The sequence below is a fragment of the Ensifer sp. 38_S197 genome, from assembly GCF_056924495.1.
The window spans coordinates 404,503-423,716 of record NZ_JBXOVZ010000001.1 but is presented as its reverse complement, the minus strand read 5'-3'; the positions used below and the strand labels follow the sequence as shown (position 1 = coordinate 423,716).

Here is a 19,214-nt window from a genome sequence, read left to right as displayed (position 1 = left end):
AGCACGGTCTAACTAAGTAGCCAAGATCGGACGGGCCGGTCGATGGAGACACAAGATGACCCCCATCCAACTCTACACCTACCAGACGCCGAATGGTCACAAGGCCTCGATCATGCTGGAGGAGGCTGGACTGCCTTACGATGTTCACGTCGTCGACATCGAAGCGGGCGAGCAAAAGAAGCCGGAGTTCCTGGCCCTCAATCCCAACAACAAGATTCCGGTCATTGTCGATCCCGATCGGGATCGCACCGTCTTCGAGTCCGGCGCAATCCTGCACTACCTCGCCGAGCGATCTGGCGTGCTCCTGCCCGGCTGCGATGCAGAATGCATCCAGGTGCAAAGCTGGATCCTGTTTCAGGCAGCCCATGTCGGGCCGACGCTGGGTCAGCTTTGGAACTACAAGGTCTTTGCGCCGGAGAAGATCCCCTACGTCATCGGCCGTTTCGAGCAGGAGGCAAATCGTGTCTACCGGGTGCTCGAGGGGCAACTGGCGCGACACGCCCACGTCGCGGGCGAGACCTATGGCCTCGCCGATGTGATGGTTTGGCCATGGATCCATGCCGGGCTCACCAAGCTCGGCCTCACGCTCGACGGAACGCCCAACCTTGCGCGGTGGTACATGGCTGTCGGCGCACGCCCGGCGGTCCTGCGTGGACTTGTCGTGCCGCGGCTTCCGGCTCGTGAGCGCATCAACGCCTGATCCTTCTCTCTCATCCGTCTTCAACGTCATTCTCATCAAGGAGGTCCCGTCATGGAGACCCTGTTCGTCCCATTGGCTCTCGTAGCGGGCGGCTTGCTCGCCGTTCAGGCCGGCGCAAACGCGCAACTTTCAAAAGCGGTCGGATCGCCGTTCGCGGCGACCACGCTCCAGCTCGCGATCGGCACCGGCTTGCTGGTTGTGGTCGCCCTGTTCACCGGGACACTGGCCGTGCTTGCTGCCGTTCCGCAGGCTAAGTGGTGGCACCTCGTTGGAGGCACTGCCTCGGCCGTCTACGTCGTCTCGACGATCGTTCTCTTCCCCCGCCTCGGTGCGGTCGTTTCCGTCGGGCTCTTTATCGCCGGGCAGATGCTCGCGTCTCTCGCGCTCGATAGCTTCGGCCTGCTGGGTGTCGTGCAAACCGGGCTTCGGGGCGGCGCCGCGGTCGGTACGCTCGTCGTGCTCATCGGCGTCGGCATGATCGTGTTCGGCCAAGGCGCAAAGGATAAGCTCGGGGCTGACAAACTTGGTTGGATCGCCCTGGCACTCGTGGCCGGTGCGGTGCTCCCGGTCCAGGGGGCCGTCAATGCGCTGCTGCGCCAGGATCTTGGCGGTGCGCCGTTTGCGGTAGGCGCGATCTCGTTCTTCGTCGCTACGCTCGCCATGGCAGCGGTGCTGCTCTTGGCGCTCGCCGGGCAGAAGACACCCCGTCCCAATATCGTCGGTGTGCAGGCCATGCCCTGGTGGGGTTGGCTCGGCGGCCTCGCCGGAGCGACCTATGTCACCACGGTCTTTACGGCGATCCCGGTGATCGGCGCTGCTGCCGCCGTTGGTTTCACGGTCGCGGGTCAGCAGGTGGCAAGCGTGTTCGTCGATCGTTACGGCTGGTTTCGCCTCCCGCAAAGGCCGGTGTCAGGCCTGCGTCTTGCCGGGGTGCTGTTGCTGCTTGCGGGCGTCGCTCTCATCAAGCTCGTCTGAGACAGGAGCGGTCGGCGATCGCCGGCCGCTCGAGAATTACCATGTCACCGCCGCCACTTTTCTGGATCCATCTCGTTCTGCCCGTTGGGCCGCTTCATCCGCCATTCGCATATGAAGCAGAACGAATATTCCAGTATGGAAAATCTGCGAATTTTCCGTTCCAGTTTTCTCTTGCGGGTTCGTTATCGTTCGTTTTTAATCGGCGCACTTTCGCTACGAAAGTCGGGCGCGTCCGATTGAGGAGAGTCGATGTGCCTGAGTATCGGGACTTATCGTCTTACCAATGGGAGGAACCGCCATGAGAGCTTTGAAATGGACCCTTGCGGCCACATCTGTGCTTTCGATCTTTGCCACCTCGAGCGCCTTCGCGGCGCAGGAACTTGCCTGGTGGCATGCAATGACCGGCGCCAACAACGAAACGGTTGAACGGCTTGCCAAGGAGTTCAACGAAAGCCAGTCGGAATACAAGGTTGTTCCGGTCTTCAAGGGGACCTATGCCGAGACGCTGAATGCCGGTATCGCCGCCTTCCGTTCCAAGCAGGCTCCCGCCATCCTGCAAGTCTTCGATGCAGGCAGCGGCGTGATGTTGGGTGCCGAGGGCGCCGTAGTCCCGGTGGCGGACGTTCTTAAGAAGGGCGGCTACGAGTTCAACAAGGATCAGTACCTGCCGGGTATCGTTGCTTATTATTCCAAGCCGGACGGTACCATGCTGTCCTTCCCTTTCAACTCGTCTTCCCCGGTTCTCTATTACAACAAGGACGCTTTCACGAAGGCCGGCATCGACACGGCAAAGCCGCCGGCCACATGGCCTGAGGTCTTCGAGGCGGCGAAGAAAATCAAGGCGAGCGGGGCGGCAAATTGCGGCTTCACCTCGACCTGGTTGACCTGGATCCAGACCGAGAACTTCGCGGCCTGGAACAATGTGCCCTATGGCACGAAGGAAAACGGGCTTGCCGGCCTCGAAGTGGAACTGAAGATCGATGCTCCGCTTTTCGTCGAGCATTTCCAGTCGATTGCCGACCTCGCCAAGGACGGTACCTTCCGCTATGGCGGCCGCACCTCGGAAGCAAAGCAGCTCTTCATGTCAGGTGAATGCGCGATCCTGACTGAATCGTCCGGTGGTCTCGGTGACATCGTGAAGTCGGGCATCAATTATGGCGTCGGCCAGCTTCCCTATTATGAAGGCCATGGCCCGCAAAACACCATTCCCGGTGGCGCAAGTCTCTGGGTTTTCGCCGGTAAGAGTGACGCCGAATACAAGGGCGTGGCCGAGTTCTTCCATTTCCTGTCGAAGACGGAAACCCAGGCCCAGCTCCACCAGGTCTCGGGCTATCTGCCCGTGACGCTCGCAGCCTATGAGGAAACCAAGAAATCCGGCTTCTATGAAAAGAACCCGGGCCGGGAAACGCCGATCAAGCAAATGATGGGCAAGGCGCCGACCGAAAATTCGAAGGGCGTTCGCCTCGTCAACCTTCCGCAGGTTCGCGACATTCTCAACGAAGAATTCGAGGCGATGCTTGCTGGCCAGAAGGATGCAAAGACGGCCCTCAGCGAAGGTGTAGCGAAGGCAAACGCGGCGATCACCGCCGCGATCGGCAACTGACCCTCTCAGCAAACGTCCGCACCGCCATGCGGTGCGGACAGGTTATTCATGGAGGGGTCGTTTCATGCAGTCCGTCGTGTTCCCCAACAAGGTGTTGCCCTATCTTCTGCTTGCGCCGCAGATTGTCCTGACGGTCGTCTTCTTCTTCTGGCCCGCAAGCCAGGCGCTCTACCAGTCGGTGTTGCGTGAGGATCCGTTCGGCCTGAAGTCCGGTTTTGTCGGCCTCGCCAATTTCCGGGCCATTCTCGCCAATCCGGACTACCTGCATTCGCTGCAGGTGACGGTCGTGTTCAGTCTCGCGACGGCGCTGTTGTCGATGGCTCTCGCCCTTTTGCTGGCTACCTCGGCCGACCGTGTGGTGCGCGGCCGCAACGTCTACCGCACACTCCTGATCTGGCCCTATGCGGTCGCCCCGGCGGTTGCCGGCATGTTGTGGCTTTTCATGTTCAATCCGGCGATGGGAACCTTCGCCTATATCTTGCGACGGAACGGCTTCGTCTGGGATCCGTTGCTCAACGGCAACCAGGCGATGTGGCTGGTCATCGTCGCGGCGGCGTGGAAGCAGATCAGCTACAATTTCCTCTTCTTCGTCGCTGGTCTGCAGGCAATCCCGAAATCGCTGATCGAGGCAGCAGCAATTGACGGCGCGCGCGGCACCAAGCGGTTCTGGACCATCGTCTTTCCGCTTCTCGCGCCGACGACCTTCTTCCTTCTCGTCGTCAACACCGTCTACGCCTTCTTCGATACCTTTGGCATCATCCACGCGGTAACCGGGGGCGGTCCGGCAAAGGCGACCGAGACGCTCGTCTACAAGGTCTACAACGACGGCTTCGTCAATCTCGACCTCGGCAGTTCGGCGGCGCAGTCGGTGATCCTGATGATCATCGTCGTCGCACTGACGGCCTTCCAGTTCCGCTTCGTTGAGAAGCGGGTCCATTATTCGTGAGACGCCGATGATCGAGAATCGTCCCATTTCCACCCTGATCAGCCACCTGGTGCTCGTGTTCGGGATCATCGTCGTCGCGCTGCCGATCTACTACACCTTCGTCGCTTCCACGCACACTTCGATCGAGATCGTGCGGCCACCCATGTCGCTTGCGGTCGGCGATCATCTCGTCTCGAACTACAAGGAGGCGGTCGGTGGCGGCGTCGAGCGCGTCGTCGGCGTCAGCCTCGAGCGGCTGCTGTTCAATTCGACGGTCGTGGCGGTCGCGATTGCCGTCGGCAAGATCGTGATTTCCTTCCTGTCGGCCTTCGCGATCGTCTTCTTTCGTTTCCCGCTGAAAATGCTGTTCTTCTGGATGATCTTTATCACCCTGATGCTTCCGGTCGAGGTGCGTATCCTGCCGACCTATAAGGTGATCGTCGACCTCGGCCTGATCGACACCTATGCGGGTTTGACGCTGCCTTTGATGGCTTCAGCAACCGCGACTTTCCTCTTTCGCCAGTTCTTCCTGACGATACCAGGCGAACTGGTCGAGGCCGCGCGCATCGACAATGCCGGTCCGTTCCGCTTCATGCGGGACATCCTGCTGCCGCTCTCGGCAACGAACATCGCCGCACTCTTCGTCATTCTCTTCATCTATGGCTGGACCCAATATCTCTGGCCGCTGCTCGTTACCAACGATGCGAAAATGAACACGATCATCATCGGGCTCAGGCGGATGATCGATTTCACCGACGCTTCGACCCCCTGGAACTATGTCATGGTGACCGCAATCCTTGCGATCATTCCCCCCATTCTCGTCGTCGTGCTGATGCAGCGCTGGTTCGTCAAAGGCCTTGTGGAGACAGAAAAGTAATGGCTGAGATTACCCTCAAAGACGTCCGCAAGACCTACGGCACGGTGGAGGCGATCAAGGGCGTTTCGCTCGACATCGACGACGGCGAGTTCGTCGTTCTGGTCGGCCCGTCGGGATGTGGCAAATCCACGCTTCTGCGCATGATCGCAGGCCTCGAAGGCATTACGGGTGGCGACATCCTCATCGGCGGGCGTCAGGTCAATAATGTCGAGCCGGCGGAACGCGACATCGCGATGGTGTTCCAGAATTACGCGCTCTATCCGCATATGACCGTGCGGCAGAACCTCGCCTATGGTCTCAAGAATCGGAAAACGCCGGCTGTCGAGATCGATCGGCGCATCGCCGCCGCGGCGAAGACGCTCGAGATCGAACCCTATCTCGACCGCAAGCCGCGCCAGCTCTCGGGCGGCCAGCGCCAGCGGGTTGCCATGGGACGGGCGATCGTTCGCCAACCCGCCGCCTTCCTCTTCGATGAGCCGCTGTCAAATCTCGACGCGAAGCTGCGCGGGCAGATGCGTATAGAGATCAAGCGACTGCAGCGCTCCCTTGGAACGACGAGTGTCTATGTCACACACGATCAGATGGAAGCGATGACGCTCGCCGACCGGCTCGTTGTCGTCAGTGCCGGCCGGATCGAACAGGTCGGCACTCCGCTGGACCTCTACGAAAGGCCCGCAACCACCTTTGTCGCCACCTTCATCGGCTCGCCTTCCATGAACCTGCTGCAGGGCAGGGACGCGTCGGCGGGATGGTCGCTCGCCCCGGATGTGGCGCGTCCGAATGGTGACTTTACGCTGGGCGTCCGTCCAGAGGACCTTTCCCCGGTACCTGCCAATGGTCCGGCGCCGGCCTTCGAGGCGACGGTCCGCGTCGATGGTATCGAACTGGTCGGAGCCGAAAGCCTGTTGCACGGCAGGCTCGAAAACGGCAGTGAACTGATCTTTCGTGTTTCCGGGCGAGCCCGCAGTGCAATCGGCGACTCGGTGAAAGTCGGGGCGAGCGCCGAGGCGCTTCACATGTTCGATGCGAACGGACATCGGTTTGGATGAGGCCCCAGTTCGAGTGCGCTTCAGGCTGCAAAAAAACCACGGTTATCAATACCGCCAATTACAAAGCGCCCGCGGCACAAGGGCGGGGACCGCACGTAGAAAAGAACGTTTGGAAAAACTGACCGAAGTGCATGATATATCGACCGGAATGCTCGGCGTGTATGGCTGGACTGGAATTTGTCATGCAATTGCATTGCACTGAAACCCAGTGAAGGAGATTTGCGATGGTTTCAAATGCACTCGTTCAAACTCGGATTGATCCCGATATTCGGGACCGCGCTACAGCTGTCCTACAGAATATGGGACTGACGGTTTCGGATGCTGTTCGAATCCTTTTAACTCGGACGGCAAACGAAGGCGCGCTTCCACTGGAACTGGTTGGTGGCACTGACGCTCATGATGCCTGGTTCCGCGCGAAGGTGTTGCAGGCTCTTGAGGACACGCGACCCGATCTCGAGGATAGCGACGCTGAGGCTCGATTCCGCGAGCGTCGGATGGCGGCTGCGCGTAAATCAGGAGCGGGCGGCCGATGAGGCTTGTCTGGGCGCAGTATGCGCTTGACGATCGCGATGCCATCTCCACTTACATTGAAAATGAGAACCCGAAGGCGGCGGTTCACGTCGACGAGGAGATTGCGCGAGCCGTTCGCCGTCTCCTCGATTTTCCCGAAAGCGGTCGACCTGGTCGAATAGAGGGAACGCGCGAGTTCGTAATCCCACGCACACCATACAGTTCGGCGACGAGCAGACACAACATCAATGCATGTTTTGCGGCCCGCGGTTCGACCTCCTTCAAGAGCTTGGCATTGTCGAATGCGATCCGTCCCCGGCGAACCTCTGACGGCGCCGCCGCTACCGAGCCGAACCTGGGTCGTTATTTGCCAGCCTCTTTCAATGGACCCGGCCGGGCACGACGAGAGGGCGGTCAAACCGCCCTCTCGTCGTCTGGCTTCAATCAGCGTTTGTGGTGAACGCTTTGCAGGCCGTAGACCGGTGTGTGAAGGCCTTCCAATCGCGCCTTCAGTTGCAGCGAGAGATACTGCGAGTAGTGGCGCGACTGGTGCAGGTTGCCGCCATGGAACCACAGCGCCTCCTGTTGCGTCGGCTTCCACATGTTGCGCTGCTCGCCCTCCCAGGGGCCAGGATCCTTCGGCGTATCGGAGCCGAGCCCCCAGACCTTGCCGACCTTGTCGGCAGTTTCCTGGTCTATGAGATCGGCGACCCAGCCGTTCATCGAGCCGTAGCCCGTCGCATAGACGATGACGTCGGCCGGGATTTCCTTGCCGTCAGACAGTTTTACGGAGGTTTCGGTGATCTCTTCCACCTGTCCCGCGGCAAGTTTCACCTTGCCGTCGATGATCAACTGCGAAGCGCCGATATCGATGTAGTAGCCGGATCCGCGGCGCAGGTACTTCATGAAAAGACCGGAGCCGTCGGCGCCCCAGTCGAGCTGGAAGCCGGCTTTTTCCAGTGCCGCGTAGAAGTCGGCATCGCGCTCACGCATCTTGTCGTAAAGCGGAATCTGGAACTCGTGCATGATCCGATAGGGGAGCGAGGCGAAGATGAGATCCGCCTTGCCCGTCGTCACGCCATTTGCCAACGCCTGTTCGGAATAGAGCCCGCCAAGGCCGATATCCATCAGCGTGTCGGACTTGACGATATGGGTTGTCGAGCGCTGGATCATCGTGACGTCGACGCCCGCTTCGTAAAGGGCGGCACAGATGTCATGAGCCGAATTGTTCGAGCCGATGACGGCGACCTTCTTGCCCTTGTAGCCATCCGGCCCCGGATGCTGCGAGGAATGGTGCTGCTCGCCCTTGAAACGCTCGCGACCCTTGAAGTCCGGAATGTTCGCCTTGCCAGACATACCGGTCGCGAAGACGAGCTGCTTCGGGCGCAGCAGCACTTCCTCGCCGTCGCGGTCGACCACGATCGTCCATTCCTTCGTGGCTTCGTCCCATTTCGCCGATTTGGCGGTGGAGCGCGTCCAATAGTTCAGCTCCATCACCTTCGTATAGAATTCCAGCCAGTCGCCGATCTTGTCCTTCGGCGCGAAGACCGGCCAGTTCTTCGGGAAATCGATGTAGGGCAGGTGATCGTACCAGACCGGATCGTGCAGGCAGAGCGACTTGTAGCGCTTGCGCCAGCTATCGCCCGGCCGATCGTTCTTTTCCAGGATGATGGTGGGCACGCCCAGCTGGCGAAGCCTGGCACCAAGCGCAATGCCGCCCTGTCCGCCGCCGATGATCACCACATAGGGCTGCGTCTCATAACCGAGCGTGCGCTCCTCGTGCTCGCGCTCCTCCTTCCAGGTCTTCGCCCCGACATTCTGGCCGTGCTTGGCACCAAGCGGGCGGGTGAAGCCGGATTTCTCCTCGTGGCCCTTGAGTTCGGCCAGCGCCGTCAGCAGCGTCCAGATGAGGCCGTTCTTGATGCGCACGAGGCCATAGCCGCGCCCGGTCGCCGTCTCGAACGAAATCCAGCTTTCGAGCACGCCGTCCGTCTCTGTCGCTTCCTCCCCGGTGGCGACGCGCCAATTGGAGGGCTTTGCGGAGGCAAGCTGCGCATGAAGCATGTCGCGTACCTGATCGCGGCCCTCGACCGTCTTGATGTTCCAGGTGAAGGCGACGAGATCGCGCCAGTAGCATTCCTCGGCAAAGAGGCCAGTCGCATCGTCGATGCGGCCGGTTTCGAGCGCGGCGCCAAAGGCATCAAGCAGTGCCTGGACGCGGGTGGTGGGGGTCTTCTCGAGCATCGTTTCTCCTCCTGCTCTGTGATGAAGAACGGGACGGCTCCTCAACCGTCCCGCAACGCGGACCGGCCTAACGCTTGAGGTCGATCAGTATTTTCAGATGGGTGCCGGCGGGATCGAGCAACTGGTCGAAGCCCGCCGAAACGGCCTCGGCGAGCGAGACATATTTGGTGACGATGCGGCGGGCCGGAATCTGGCCGCTGGCGATCAGGCGTGCGACCCGCGGCCAGTAATGGGGCGGGTAGGCCCAGGAGCCGCGAATATCGATGTCCTTGAAGGTCACGTCGAACCAGTTCAGCGGGTTTTCGCCGGGATGAAGACCGGTCTGCACCACCACACCCTGCTTGCGCACGGCGCTTGCGCAGTTTTTCAGTGCATGTTCGTTGCCGACGCATTCGATGGCGACGTCGCAACCGACACCGCCCTCGGTCTCGGCTTGCACGACGTCGCTGACCTTTTCGATTTTCGGATTGATTGTGCGGACTTCGCCCAGCGCCTCCTTTGCCAGGGCCAGCCGCGTGTCGTTGAGGTCAGAGAGGAAGATCTGCGATGCGCCGGCGGCACGCGCGGCCATGGCGACGAGAATGCCGATCGGTCCCGCGCCGGTGACCAGCACGCTGTTGCCCGCAGTGATGCCTCCGCGGTCGCAGGCATAAACGGCGACTGCGGTCGGTTCGATCAGCGCAGCCTCCTCATCTGACAGGGAATCAGGAATGGGCTGCACGTTGTAGTCATTGAGAAGGGCGGCCTCCGCCATCCCGCCGGAATGCCAGGAGAGCCCCGCAAGCGCGAGGTCAGCGCTCAGGTGAAACAGGCCGCGATCGGCATAGTAGTCGCCACGGCGCGGCATGATCAAAGGCTGGACCGAGACCCGGTCGCCCGGCCTCACATGGTTGACCCCTTCGCCGACCGCCTTCACCACGCCGCCGAATTCATGACCGAGAACCTGCGGCCCATGGGCGCCCGTGAAGGGATGCGGTTCCTTCGGGATGAAAATCGGACCATAGGCGTATTCATGCAGATCGGTCCCGCAGATGCCGCAGAACCGATTTTCCACCAGCACCTCGCCCGGCCCAGGCTCAGGTGGGGCCTCGACTTCGTCGATGCGTAAATCCCTGGCTGCGTGAAAGCGCAGAGCTTTCATTTCGTTTCCTCCTGTTGTTCTTGCACAGGAGGCGCAGCAAACGGCATGCCAAATCGACGGGCCGCCTATTTGCAGCGTGATATCAATGGCTTAAAAAAGCTCTTCGCCGAAGACCTCGGGGAATGCAACAGATGCTCTGCAACAGGTGTTGCAGACGTTGCGTCAGTTGAGCCGCTTCAGGCGACGGTGGATCGTAGAGCGGTTGACACCAAGCTTTCTGGCAAGTGCCGAGACGTTGTCGCCGCAGTCTTTGAGCGCCTGACGCAATGCGTCGTCTTCGCCAAGCGGCGGAGAGGCAGAGGCGGAGAAGAGATGTTCCGGCAGGCACTCGGCATCTATGAGGCCACGTTCGGAAAGTGCTGCGGCCACCCGCAAGACGTTGGAAAGCTCGCGCAGGTTTCCCGGCCATTCATGCGCCAGCAATGCCGCTCGCGCGGCCCTGTCGATACGGTAGGACTCGTTGTTCTCCTTCTCGATGCGAAAGAGCAACTGGTCGATCAACCAGCCGAGATCCTGGCGCTCGCGCAATGCGGGAAGTGAGAGCGTCGCGGCGTTCAGGCGATAATAGAGATCCTGCCGGAATCGCCCCTCCTTCACGAGTTCTGCGAGGTCGCGATGGGACGCGGAGACAACGCGCAGGCGGATCGGGCGGGCTTTCAGTGCGCCGACCGGCTGGACCTCGTTCTCCGAAAGCACACGCAACAGCCGGCTTTGCAGCGAAAGCGGCATGTCGCCGATCTCGTCGAGAAACAGGGTGCCGCCATCGGCGTCCTCGATCAGGCCGCGCTTACCCCTCTGGCTGGCGCCGGTGAACGCGCCGGGCGCATAGCCGAAGAGTTCGGATTCGATGAGGTGCTCCGGGATCGCCGCGCAATTGACGGCGACGAAGTTGCCATTGTCGCCGCAACTGTCGTGGATCGCACGCGCAAGATATTCCTTGCCGCTGCCCGTTTCTCCCTGAATGAGGATAGGGATATGGCGAGTGGCAAGCTTCGCCGCGCGTGTCTGCACCCGTTCCATCGCAGCGTCGCCGTGGCTGAGGTCGCGCAAGGCCCGGGGGAGCCGCGGTTCCGGAACGGCAGGCGCCCGAACATTGACGACAGGGGCGATTGCGCTGGCGAAGAGGACCAGGCCGCTCTTGGCCCGGAGCAGGCGCTCGCCGTTCGGCCGCCCGCGCATGAAGTTGGGCAGGTCGTCAACGTCGATATCGAAAACCTCGGAAATAGGCAGGCCAAGGAAGTCGCGCGTTCTGAGGCTTCGTATGTTCATCGAGCGGGCGAGTGCACCAAAACCGCCATGGGTCATTCCGGTAATGCGCCCGCTGCCATCCAGTGCGATGGCGGCGTCCGGGTCGACATCGAGGAATTCCGGGGAGCGAGCGAGCCGCAGGACCCAGTCATTGCGGGTACGGGTCATGAGATTGGCGAGCTCGATCCGACGAGCGGTGGCGGACACCAGATGCAACGCCAGTTGCTGGCTCGCCTTGGCGGAAGGCGATCGGAGCTGGGAGATATCGAGCACGGCGGTGAGGTCGCCAAGTGTGTCGAAGACGGGTGCCGCCGTACAGGTCAATCCGATATGGCTGGCATCGAAATGATCGTCCTGATGAATGATGACCGGCTCGCCGGAGACGATGCAGGCTCCGACGGCACAGGTGCCCGCGCGGCTCTCCGACCATTCCGAACCGAGATAGAGACCCGCCTTGCGCAACTGATTGTCAAAGGTCGGATCTCCCATGAAATCGACCGTGACGCCGCGCGCATCGGACAGCAACAGGACATAATTCTGTTCGGCGACTTGACTGAACAGCCCTTCGAGGCCGGAGCGACCGATGCGGATCAACTCTTCCGCCTGCTCGCGATGTTCGCGCAGCTTCGATCCCGGAACAATATATGCTTCCTGCGCGATCGTAGGATCCAGCTTGTAGTCGTTGAGGCAGCGAAGCCAGGATTGGACGACGGGTGCGTCGCGCGGGCTCGCGCCTCCCGAAGCTACACGCTCTATCTCACGTATATGCGATAGCGACGTTGTCATCGACCATCCTCCTACACCGGAAGCTGACACACTCTCGGCGTGTCGACAATGCACATCTCTCGAGACGCAAGGCCGAGACTGGGCGCATCCTCCATAGGAGGGCGTAGCGCCTGCTAAACAACGCGGTCTTTATCAACCAAAGACAGCATTGTCGTCGAGATATTTGGCTTTGCCTGCGATCCTTCGGCTTCGCCTGAGGAGACGCAAAATGCCTGTTAATGATCGTAACGCTGCAGGCATCCGCCCCCTCGAAGAGACGGTTGCTTCCGTCCGCGACGAGAAGCATTGCCGCAGATTGCCGGAAAGCATGGTATGACCCGATGGTCGGGTTTGCCCGGCCTGCGGCTACAAACGTCCGATCGCAATCGCTGGTCGGGACACAGGCAAGCGACGCGCCCGGTCTGGCATTGTATCAATGCTCAACCGGCGATTGCGGGTTCCAGCTCACAGGGACAACGCACACGCCTCTGCATTCGACAGAGCTTCCTCAACTCCGGAAGGTCGTGACGGGGACAACACGGCATCGACGATTTGGGTCGACAGCACCCCAAAGGGCGATGGGTGGGGGTCGCCGGCACGCTTGCCGGGTACGCGGCAAAGGCGCAGAATGCCGGCCGCTGGGGCAATGCTTCTGTCGGGAGGAGCGAATTATGGACGATATGAGCCTCACCAATCTGCAAGCGGGAGTAACAAAGATCAGCGCCGCGGCGATCGAGGTGCTGGCAGGACGGTTGCGCGGTCGCGTCCTAAACGCGACCGACGCCGCCTATGATGAGGCGCGGACAATCTGGAACGCCATGGTCAACCGAAGGCCCGGACTGATCGTACAGTGCGCCGGGGCTGCCGATGTCGCCCACGCGGTTCGCTTCGCGGCTGAAAACCACCTGCTCGTCGCCGTGCGCGGTGGCGGTCACAACATTGCCGGCAACGCGGTCTGCGACGGCGGCCTGATGATAGACTTGACGCCTATGAAATCGGTGCGTGTCGATGCGACTACGAAGAGAGCCTGGGTCGAGCCGGGGGCAACGCTTGCCGATGTCGACAAAGAGACGCAGGCATTCCGCCTCGCCCTGCCGACCGGTATAAATTCTACGACCGGCATTGCCGGCCTGACGCTCGGCGGCGGCTTTGGATGGATCACGCGCAAGTTCGGTTTAACGATCGATAACCTGCTTTCGGCCGATGTGGTTACGGCGAGCGGCGAACTAGTGCGCGCCAGCCCGACGGAGCACCGCGACCTCTTCTGGGGCTTGAGAGGAGGGGGCGGGAATTTCGGCATCGTCACGGCGTTCGAATTCGAACTGCACGATGTCGGGCCGGAGGTCCTCTCCGGGCTCGTCGTCCATCCCTTCGCCGACGCGCAAAACGTGCTCCAGCAGTACCGGCGGGCCCTTGAAAACGCGCCGGACGAACTCACCTGCTGGGTGGTGATGCGGCAGGCTCCGCCGTTGCCGTTCCTTCCTACCGAATGGCACGGCAAGGAGGTCCTCGTGCTCGCGGTGTGTTATTGCGGCGATCTCGAGGTGGGTGAGAAGGCGACAGCCGGCCTGCGCGCGATCGGCAGGCCGATCGCCGACGTAGTCGCTCCGCATCCCTTCGTCGGCTGGCAGCAGGCTTTCGATCCATTGCTGGCGCCCGGCGCGCGCAACTACTGGAAGAGCCATGATTTCATGGAGCTTTCCGATCAGACCACGGGCTTTCTGCTCAATGCCATCCGGCAACTGCCGGGGCCGGAATGCGAGATATTCATAGGCCATGTCGGCGGGGCCGCCGGTCGTATCGCGGTCGAGGAGACTGCTTTCCCGCAGCGCGGCTCGCATTTCGTCATGAATGTGCACGCACGCTGGCGCGACACGGCGATGGACCAGGCCTGCATCGACTGGGCGCGGCATCTCTTCGAAGCCACCAAGCCCTATGCCGCCGGCACCGCCTACGTCAATTTCATGCCGGAAGACGACGTCGACCGGGTTGAGGCGGCCTATGGCGGCAACTACCGCCGACTTGTGGAGGTCAAACGGCGCTACGACCCGCAGAACCTCTTTCGGATGAACCAGAACGTTCGGCCGATCGAGGAGCGCGGCGCGGCCTGAACGTGATCGCCTTCAGCAAAGGGTGGCCGGCGAGGGCGGCGCTGAGATCGAGACTGCGAGCAGCCCCGGTGGCATCCTGCTAGTGTGCTTCCTAAGGTCGGCAAAATACGTGTCGTCATGGCTCGGCGAATGCGCGGACACGGTCGCCGGCATCAAGCTTCTGCCTGTCGATCAGGTCGATCTCCCAACGTCCGGGGTAGCCGAGTGGCTTTGCGCTCGCGACCGATACCGCGCTTGGTTTCGGGCTGCACAATCTCGGCGTGCCGAGTCGACACTCTGCGGCGCGAGCTTGTCGCTACCAGGCGACATCACGTTCGGCGGCCTGCAAAACAGGGTGATTTCTACAAGGCTGTAATGGAAGGCGCCACCGTTATCGGGCTCGTCGACGGTGCTTACGAGCGCCCGCCATGTGGCATAAGGAATCCTCGTCGGGCTCTGCAAGGACGTGCGCATCTTCGATGCAGTTCTTTGGCAGGAAACCGGCGCTATGCCTTCATATGCGGCAGGGCACGAGGCCACAGTGCCTCAGCAGCGGTCCCTGGTCCCTCGACCACCCAGCTACTGCGGCAGTTGGGCTGCACCAGATGCTGCGTCGCAGTTGAGAGTGCATTGCGCAAAAGGTTGGGAGGTGGGGGCGACAGGCCACAGTCAGAGATGCTAGGGGTGGTCGTCGGGAAGGGGCACGCACTGAAGCAGGAGACTTCTCGATGAGCAGAACTGCCATGAATGCCCTAGGACAGCCGGTCTATTACAGCGGAAGTTCGACGGCATGGTTTTCCGCAACCGGATCCGGACCGACCCTCTATGGCACGCCGGGCAATGATTCCATCTGGGGCGACAGTTCCGTCGACGTAACGATGGTCGGCGGCAGGGGCGACGATGTCTACTATCTCTATTCATCGACGAACCGAGCCTATGAAGGCCAAGGCGAAGGCGTAGACACGATCAATACGTGGATGAGCTACACCTTGCCGGAGAATTTCGAGAATCTGACCGTCACCGGCGACGGCCGGCACGCGTTCGGCAATAGTGCCGACAACATCATCAGGGGTGGTTCGGGCAGCCAGACCATCGACGGAGGCGCCGGCAACGACGTGCTCTTCGGTGCCGGTGGCGCCGATACCTTCGTGTTCGGGCATGGCAATGGCAGCGACCTCATTGCCGATTTCAGCTCCAACGACACTGTCCGCCTCGACGGCTATGGAATCACCTCGTTTGACCAGGTCCTGGCCAATTCTGCCCAGGAGGGGGACGACCTCCGCCTTCATCTGACTGATGGCGAAAGCCTGGTCTTTTCCGATACCACAGCCGATGAGCTGCTGGAGAGCCAGTTCCAGTTGAGCCTGGACCGGTCGTCCCTGACGCAGACGTTCTCGGACGACTTCGACACGCTTCAACTCCGCAACGACACAGGCGGTGTCTGGGACCCGAAATATTGGTGGGCGCCGGAAGAGGGAGCGACGCTCGCCGAAAACGGTGAACTGCAGTGGTACGTCAATCCGAGCTACGAACCGACCGCTTCTGCCAACCCGTTTTCGGTCGAGGACGGCGTGTTGACGATCACCGCCGAGCGTGCCTCGGAGGCGATCCAGGCCGAGATCGGTGGCTACGACTATACGTCCGGTATGCTGACGACGTACTCGTCGTTCGCCCAGACCTACGGCTATTTCGAGATGCGGGCCGACATGCCAGACGATCAGGGAGCCTGGCCCGCATTCTGGCTGCTGCCCGCCGACGGCTCCTGGCCGCCGGAACTCGACGTCGTCGAAATGCGTGGGCAGGACACGAATACCGTGATCACCACCGCCCATTCCAATGAACGCGGCGAACACACCATGACCCGAGACGGAGTGCAGGTTGCCGATACCGATGGGTTTCACGACTACGGCGTGCTTTGGACGAAAGACGAGATCGTCTGGTACTTCGACGATACCGAGATCGCCCGCGCCGACACGCCCGCAGATATGCACGGGCCGATGTATATGCTCGTCAATCTCGCGGTCGGTGGCATGGCGGACACGCCCAATGACGACTTTGCCGATGGATCGGAGATGAAGATCGACCACATCGAGGCGTACTCGCTGAACTCCGATTGGGATATCTAGGCGGAAAACGGGGGGATCGGCCGCTTCCAGCGCGGCCGGCCCTGCCAGACCTTCGAAGAAGAAGATCAGGCGCCGTCGGTGGGCAATTTGCGCATGTCAGCATTCCGTGGATCGACGCTGAAGTCGCGCGTCAATTGGTCGATGCCACGCATCAGACCTGCCCCAATTCCAAGGCGATACGTGGCAACATCGACGTGACGATCAACCTCATCACTTCGTTTGCCGGAGCATTCCGCAGCACGATCCGACGGAAGCGGCGGCCGATGGGGGCGCCGCTTTTTGGTTGGAGGATCGGTTGTATTGAAGCGGCGAGGCACAGGCATGCGAAATGACCGCGCCTTGTTATGTCTCAGGCCTGATGATGACGAATGGCGAGCTCCGCGACCAATCCACCGCCGTCGCGGTTCTTGAGGGTCAGCGAGGCGTTGATCGAGGCCGCGAGCTGCTGGGCGATGGCAAGGCCGAGGCCGGTACCGCCGGTATCGCGGTTACGGGAATCCTCGAGCCGGACGAAGGGTTTGAGTACGGCATCCAGCTGACCATCGGGAATGCCCGGCCCGCGGTCGAGCACCTTGATGGTCACCGTGTCGTCCGCAAGCCGGCTCACCTCAATCTCGGCGCTGCCGCCGAACTTGAGCGCATTGTCGACCAGGTTGGTCAGGATACGTCTGAGGGCCTGGGGCCGTGTGATGATCGCGCCGCTATCGACAGCGCCGGCGGCGACCGCTTTGCCGGTGTCCTGGTAGTCATAGACGAGGCTTTCGACGAAGGAGGCAAGATCGATGCGTGTCGCCTTTTCCACGTTGCCATGGGCGCTGCGCGCATAGGCGACGCCTTCCTTGACCAGGCTCTCGATCTGGCCAAGATCCTGGATCAGCTTCTCCCGGTCGGCGAAATCATCCGCCATCTCGGCGCGTAGCTTCATGCGGGTGATCGGCGTCTGCAGATCGTGGGAAATGGCGGCGAGGATCTGGACCCGCTCTTCGAGATACTGGGCGATGCGGTCGCGCATGGCATTAAACGCGGTCGCCGCATAGGCAACCTCCGTAGGTCCGGTCTCGCTGAGGCGCGGCGTGTTCCGGTTCGGATCGAGCGTATCGGCAGCTGCGGCAAGATTGACGAGCGGGCGCACCGCCTGACGCATGGCGAACCAGGCGCACAGGAGCAGGAGCACAAGCTGGGCCACGAGCACGAAAGGCAGCCAATCAGCCAAGGGCATGACCCCCTTGGGAAAGACGTCGATCGTCAGCGGCAAGCCGTCGCTCAGCGTCAGATGCGCCTGAAGATGGCGGCGGTCGCCCGGGATCGTTTCCACCTTGACCGGAAATTGAAGGCCCGTCGCACGCTCGATCTTTGACGCGACCTCCATGGCGGCCGGATCGAGCGACGGATTGCCGGGAACGCCGGGTCCGAGAACGAAGCCGTAATTGTCGCGGGCCAGGCGCGTAAGCCACGAGGCTCGCTCGGGCGCGGGCAGGCGATCGAGGATGGCAATCGACGTCGCAATGTCGTTTTCGAGCGTATCGAACATGACCGACCTGGCGGCCATATAGCGCTCGAAGAACAGGACGGTGAACGACATGACATGCGCGATGGTGAGGCCGGCCAGAAGAATAACGAAGAGCCGCGCCCTGAGCGTGCGCGGCCACAGTCGAAAACCATTTGGCGCGGCACGCGTCGTCATACCCGCGGCTCCACGATTTCGATCGGCACCGAGAAGACATAACCTTCGCTGCGCACCGTCTTGATGTAGGTCGGTTCACGAGCATCGTCGCCGAGCCGCTGGCGAACCCGGCTGACGAGCAGATCGATCGACCGGTCGAAGAGCTCGGCCTCGCGGCCTTGGGTGAGATTGAGCAACTGGTCGCGATTGAGCACGCGCTGGGGATGGTCGATGAACACCTTCAGCAACCTATACTCGGCACCGCTGAGCGCGATCACCGTGCCGTCCGCATCGATCAGGTGCCGGGCGGTCGTATCGAGTTTCCACTGGCCGAATCGCAGCAACTGTCCGGCCTCCGAGATCTGCAGGTTCGGCGGCAGCATGCGCGCGCGCCGGAGCACCGCCTTGATGCGGGCGAGCAGTTCGCGCGCCGAGAACGGCTTGGAGAGATAATCGTCCGCGCCCATCTCGAGGCCGAGGATCCGGTCCATCTCGTCGCTGCGAGCCGTCAGCATGATGATCGGGATTGCCTTGTGTTTGCCGACGCGCAGCTCGCGGCTGAGCACGAGCCCGTCGTCGCCCGGCATCATCACGTCGAGCACGATGAGATCGACGGTATCTCCTTCGAGGAAATTGCGCATTTGTCGCCCGTCGGCGACGGCCGTTGCGCGCAGCCCGTTCTTCTTGAGATAACCAGACACGAGTTCCCGGATTTCGCGGTCGTCATCGACAATCAGTACATGGTCGATATGCTCCATCGAGCAAGCTCCTCATATCCGGTTTGGTCGTCGCATCCTTGCGGCATCATCCGGCCCGCTCAGCCTGATTGGCGCCTGGGATATGTCCTCGGTGTGTTCGCAACATCCAGACTTGCATGAGAATGTAATGCAAGCACCTCCGGATACATTTCGACACAATTTCGCAAACGAAACCCGCCGCTTGCTTTCGAGCGGCGGGTAGCAGGAACGTCTGGTCGCGGTGTCAGGCCCTTGTGCCGGCCGCCCGCTGGGCGCGATACTGCGCGGTCGGCAGGCCGCCCCAGCCCCAATTGTCGAGTTCGACTTCCTCGATGACCACGTAGGTCGATTCCAGTGGTTTGTTGAGCACGTCGAGCAGCACCTGGCTCACGCCCTTGATGATTTCGGCCTTTTCCTCGGCCGTGACCGCCTTGCGGTCCGCAGTGGTGCCTTCTCGGGTCACCTGAACTGTTACGATCGGCATTGTCGTTTCCTTTTCAATTCTGGAAGGTGATGGCCCCATCGGGTGCCGCACCCTTGTGCAATGGATGGGAAGGCGGA

The 19,214-nt window shown here is 61.4% G+C and carries 15 protein-coding genes and 3 pseudogenes; 12 read left to right on the top strand and 6 right to left on the bottom strand.

The annotated features are described in order from the left end of the window. The first annotated feature begins 55 nt into the window (after nucleotides 1–55). The 8 genes and pseudogenes from AC1Z3V_RS01815 to AC1Z3V_RS01780 all read left to right on the top strand — a co-directional run. Nucleotides 56–700: a glutathione S-transferase family protein gene (locus tag AC1Z3V_RS01815; protein ID WP_483496879.1), complete on the top strand. Its 645-nt coding sequence runs from the start codon at nucleotides 56–58 to the stop codon at nucleotides 698–700. A 51-nt stretch (nucleotides 701–751) separates the two neighbouring features. After that, complete coding sequence (locus AC1Z3V_RS01810; protein WP_483496877.1) at nucleotides 752–1,675, top strand: DMT family transporter; 924 nt, start codon at nucleotides 752–754, stop codon at nucleotides 1,673–1,675. 298 nt (nucleotides 1,676–1,973) lie between these two features. Beyond that, the gene (gene ugpB, locus AC1Z3V_RS01805) at nucleotides 1,974–3,278 is read left to right on the top strand and encodes a sn-glycerol-3-phosphate ABC transporter substrate-binding protein UgpB (protein ID WP_483496875.1); all 1,305 of its coding nucleotides are present in this window, start codon (nucleotides 1,974–1,976) and stop codon (nucleotides 3,276–3,278) included. Between the two features lie 64 nt (nucleotides 3,279–3,342). Continuing rightward, nucleotides 3,343–4,224, top strand: a complete 882-nt coding sequence (gene ugpA / locus AC1Z3V_RS01800; protein ID WP_483496874.1) for a sn-glycerol-3-phosphate ABC transporter permease UgpA — start codon at nucleotides 3,343–3,345, stop codon at nucleotides 4,222–4,224. A 7-nt stretch (nucleotides 4,225–4,231) separates the two neighbouring features. After that, nucleotides 4,232–5,080 (top strand): sn-glycerol-3-phosphate ABC transporter permease UgpE, encoded by an 849-nt coding sequence (gene ugpE / locus AC1Z3V_RS01795; RefSeq protein ID WP_483496873.1) that lies wholly within the window; start codon nucleotides 4,232–4,234, stop codon nucleotides 5,078–5,080. Beyond that, the gene (locus AC1Z3V_RS01790) at nucleotides 5,080–6,129 is read left to right on the top strand and encodes a sn-glycerol-3-phosphate import ATP-binding protein UgpC (RefSeq protein ID WP_483496872.1); all 1,050 of its coding nucleotides are present in this window, start codon (nucleotides 5,080–5,082) and stop codon (nucleotides 6,127–6,129) included. The genes ugpE and AC1Z3V_RS01790 overlap by 1 nt, the downstream gene beginning before the upstream one ends. 224 nt (nucleotides 6,130–6,353) lie before the next feature. Beyond that, complete coding sequence (locus AC1Z3V_RS01785; protein ID WP_483496871.1) at nucleotides 6,354–6,662, top strand: type II toxin-antitoxin system RelB/DinJ family antitoxin; 309 nt, start codon at nucleotides 6,354–6,356, stop codon at nucleotides 6,660–6,662. Then, nucleotides 6,659–6,868: pseudogene (locus AC1Z3V_RS01780) on the top strand (type II toxin-antitoxin system RelE/ParE family toxin); the annotation flags it as partial. The gene AC1Z3V_RS01785 and the pseudogene AC1Z3V_RS01780, both read left to right, overlap by 4 nt. Nucleotides 6,869–7,083: 215 nt before the next feature. On the opposite strand, the gene AC1Z3V_RS01775 reads toward AC1Z3V_RS01780, so the two are convergent. From AC1Z3V_RS01775 to AC1Z3V_RS01765, 3 genes are all read right to left on the bottom strand, one after another. After that, nucleotides 7,084–8,883: an NAD(P)-binding domain-containing protein gene (locus AC1Z3V_RS01775; protein WP_483496870.1), complete on the bottom strand. Its 1,800-nt coding sequence runs from the start codon at nucleotides 8,881–8,883 to the stop codon at nucleotides 7,084–7,086. 67 nt (nucleotides 8,884–8,950) lie between these two features. Then, a complete protein-coding gene (locus tag AC1Z3V_RS01770) occupies nucleotides 8,951–10,024 on the bottom strand; it encodes a 2,3-butanediol dehydrogenase (RefSeq protein ID WP_483496869.1) in 1,074 nt (357 codons plus the stop codon). A 162-nt stretch (nucleotides 10,025–10,186) separates the two neighbouring features. Then, complete coding sequence (locus AC1Z3V_RS01765; RefSeq protein WP_483496868.1) at nucleotides 10,187–12,058, bottom strand: sigma-54-dependent Fis family transcriptional regulator; 1,872 nt, start codon at nucleotides 12,056–12,058, stop codon at nucleotides 10,187–10,189. Between the two features lie 208 nt (nucleotides 12,059–12,266). Between AC1Z3V_RS01765 and AC1Z3V_RS01760 the strand changes: the two are divergent. From AC1Z3V_RS01760 to AC1Z3V_RS01745, 4 genes and pseudogenes are all read left to right on the top strand, one after another. Beyond that, nucleotides 12,267–12,546, top strand: a pseudogene (locus AC1Z3V_RS01760) (transposase); the annotation flags it as partial. Between the two features lie 162 nt (nucleotides 12,547–12,708). Continuing rightward, nucleotides 12,709–14,148 (top strand): FAD-binding oxidoreductase, encoded by a 1,440-nt coding sequence (locus AC1Z3V_RS01755; protein WP_483499511.1) that lies wholly within the window; start codon nucleotides 12,709–12,711, stop codon nucleotides 14,146–14,148. Between the two features lie 707 nt (nucleotides 14,149–14,855). After that, nucleotides 14,856–16,253 carry an endo-1,3-1,4-beta-glycanase EglC gene (gene eglC, locus AC1Z3V_RS01750; RefSeq protein ID WP_483496866.1) on the top strand — a complete coding sequence of 466 codons (1,398 nt, stop codon included), beginning with the start codon at nucleotides 14,856–14,858 and terminating at the stop codon, nucleotides 16,251–16,253. Between the two features lie 92 nt (nucleotides 16,254–16,345). Beyond that, a pseudogene (locus AC1Z3V_RS01745) lies at nucleotides 16,346–16,465 on the top strand (peroxiredoxin); the annotation flags it as partial. Between the two features lie 137 nt (nucleotides 16,466–16,602). On the opposite strand, the gene AC1Z3V_RS01740 reads toward AC1Z3V_RS01745, so the two are convergent. The 3 genes from AC1Z3V_RS01740 to AC1Z3V_RS01730 all read right to left on the bottom strand — a co-directional run bounded on the left by AC1Z3V_RS01740 (nucleotide 16,603) and on the right by AC1Z3V_RS01730 (nucleotide 19,137). Next, nucleotides 16,603–17,937: a sensor histidine kinase gene (locus AC1Z3V_RS01740; protein WP_483496864.1), complete on the bottom strand. Its 1,335-nt coding sequence runs from the start codon at nucleotides 17,935–17,937 to the stop codon at nucleotides 16,603–16,605. Then, a complete protein-coding gene (locus AC1Z3V_RS01735) occupies nucleotides 17,934–18,674 on the bottom strand; it encodes a response regulator (protein ID WP_483496863.1) in 741 nt (246 codons plus the stop codon). The genes AC1Z3V_RS01740 and AC1Z3V_RS01735 overlap by 4 nt, the downstream gene beginning before the upstream one ends. Nucleotides 18,675–18,897: 223 nt before the next feature. Continuing rightward, a complete protein-coding gene (locus tag AC1Z3V_RS01730) occupies nucleotides 18,898–19,137 on the bottom strand; it encodes a tautomerase family protein (protein ID WP_483496862.1) in 240 nt (79 codons plus the stop codon). Nucleotides 19,138–19,214 lie beyond the last annotated feature (77 nt).

Coding starts and splice junctions, on each gene's coding strand:
- ugpE (WP_483496873.1), top strand. CDS start 4,232: ATGATCGAGAATCGTCCCATTTCCACCCTGATCAGCCACCTGGTGCTC.
- AC1Z3V_RS01770 (WP_483496869.1), bottom strand. CDS start 10,024: ATGAAAGCTCTGCGCTTTCACGCAGCCAGGGATTTACGCATCGACGAA.
- AC1Z3V_RS01740 (WP_483496864.1), bottom strand. CDS start 17,937: ATGACGACGCGTGCCGCGCCAAATGGTTTTCGACTGTGGCCGCGCACG.
- AC1Z3V_RS01810 (WP_483496877.1), top strand. CDS start 752: ATGGAGACCCTGTTCGTCCCATTGGCTCTCGTAGCGGGCGGCTTGCTC.
- AC1Z3V_RS01735 (WP_483496863.1), bottom strand. CDS start 18,674: ATGGAGCATATCGACCATGTACTGATTGTCGATGACGACCGCGAAATC.
- AC1Z3V_RS01730 (WP_483496862.1), bottom strand. CDS start 19,137: ATGCCGATCGTAACAGTTCAGGTGACCCGAGAAGGCACCACTGCGGAC.
- AC1Z3V_RS01815 (WP_483496879.1), top strand. CDS start 56: ATGACCCCCATCCAACTCTACACCTACCAGACGCCGAATGGTCACAAG.
- ugpA (WP_483496874.1), top strand. CDS start 3,343: ATGCAGTCCGTCGTGTTCCCCAACAAGGTGTTGCCCTATCTTCTGCTT.
- AC1Z3V_RS01775 (WP_483496870.1), bottom strand. CDS start 8,883: ATGCTCGAGAAGACCCCCACCACCCGCGTCCAGGCACTGCTTGATGCC.
- AC1Z3V_RS01790 (WP_483496872.1), top strand. CDS start 5,080: ATGGCTGAGATTACCCTCAAAGACGTCCGCAAGACCTACGGCACGGTG.
- AC1Z3V_RS01785 (WP_483496871.1), top strand. CDS start 6,354: ATGGTTTCAAATGCACTCGTTCAAACTCGGATTGATCCCGATATTCGG.
- ugpB (WP_483496875.1), top strand. CDS start 1,974: ATGAGAGCTTTGAAATGGACCCTTGCGGCCACATCTGTGCTTTCGATC.
- eglC (WP_483496866.1), top strand. CDS start 14,856: ATGAGCAGAACTGCCATGAATGCCCTAGGACAGCCGGTCTATTACAGC.
- AC1Z3V_RS01755 (WP_483499511.1), top strand. CDS start 12,709: ATGGACGATATGAGCCTCACCAATCTGCAAGCGGGAGTAACAAAGATC.
- AC1Z3V_RS01765 (WP_483496868.1), bottom strand. CDS start 12,058: ATGACAACGTCGCTATCGCATATACGTGAGATAGAGCGTGTAGCTTCG.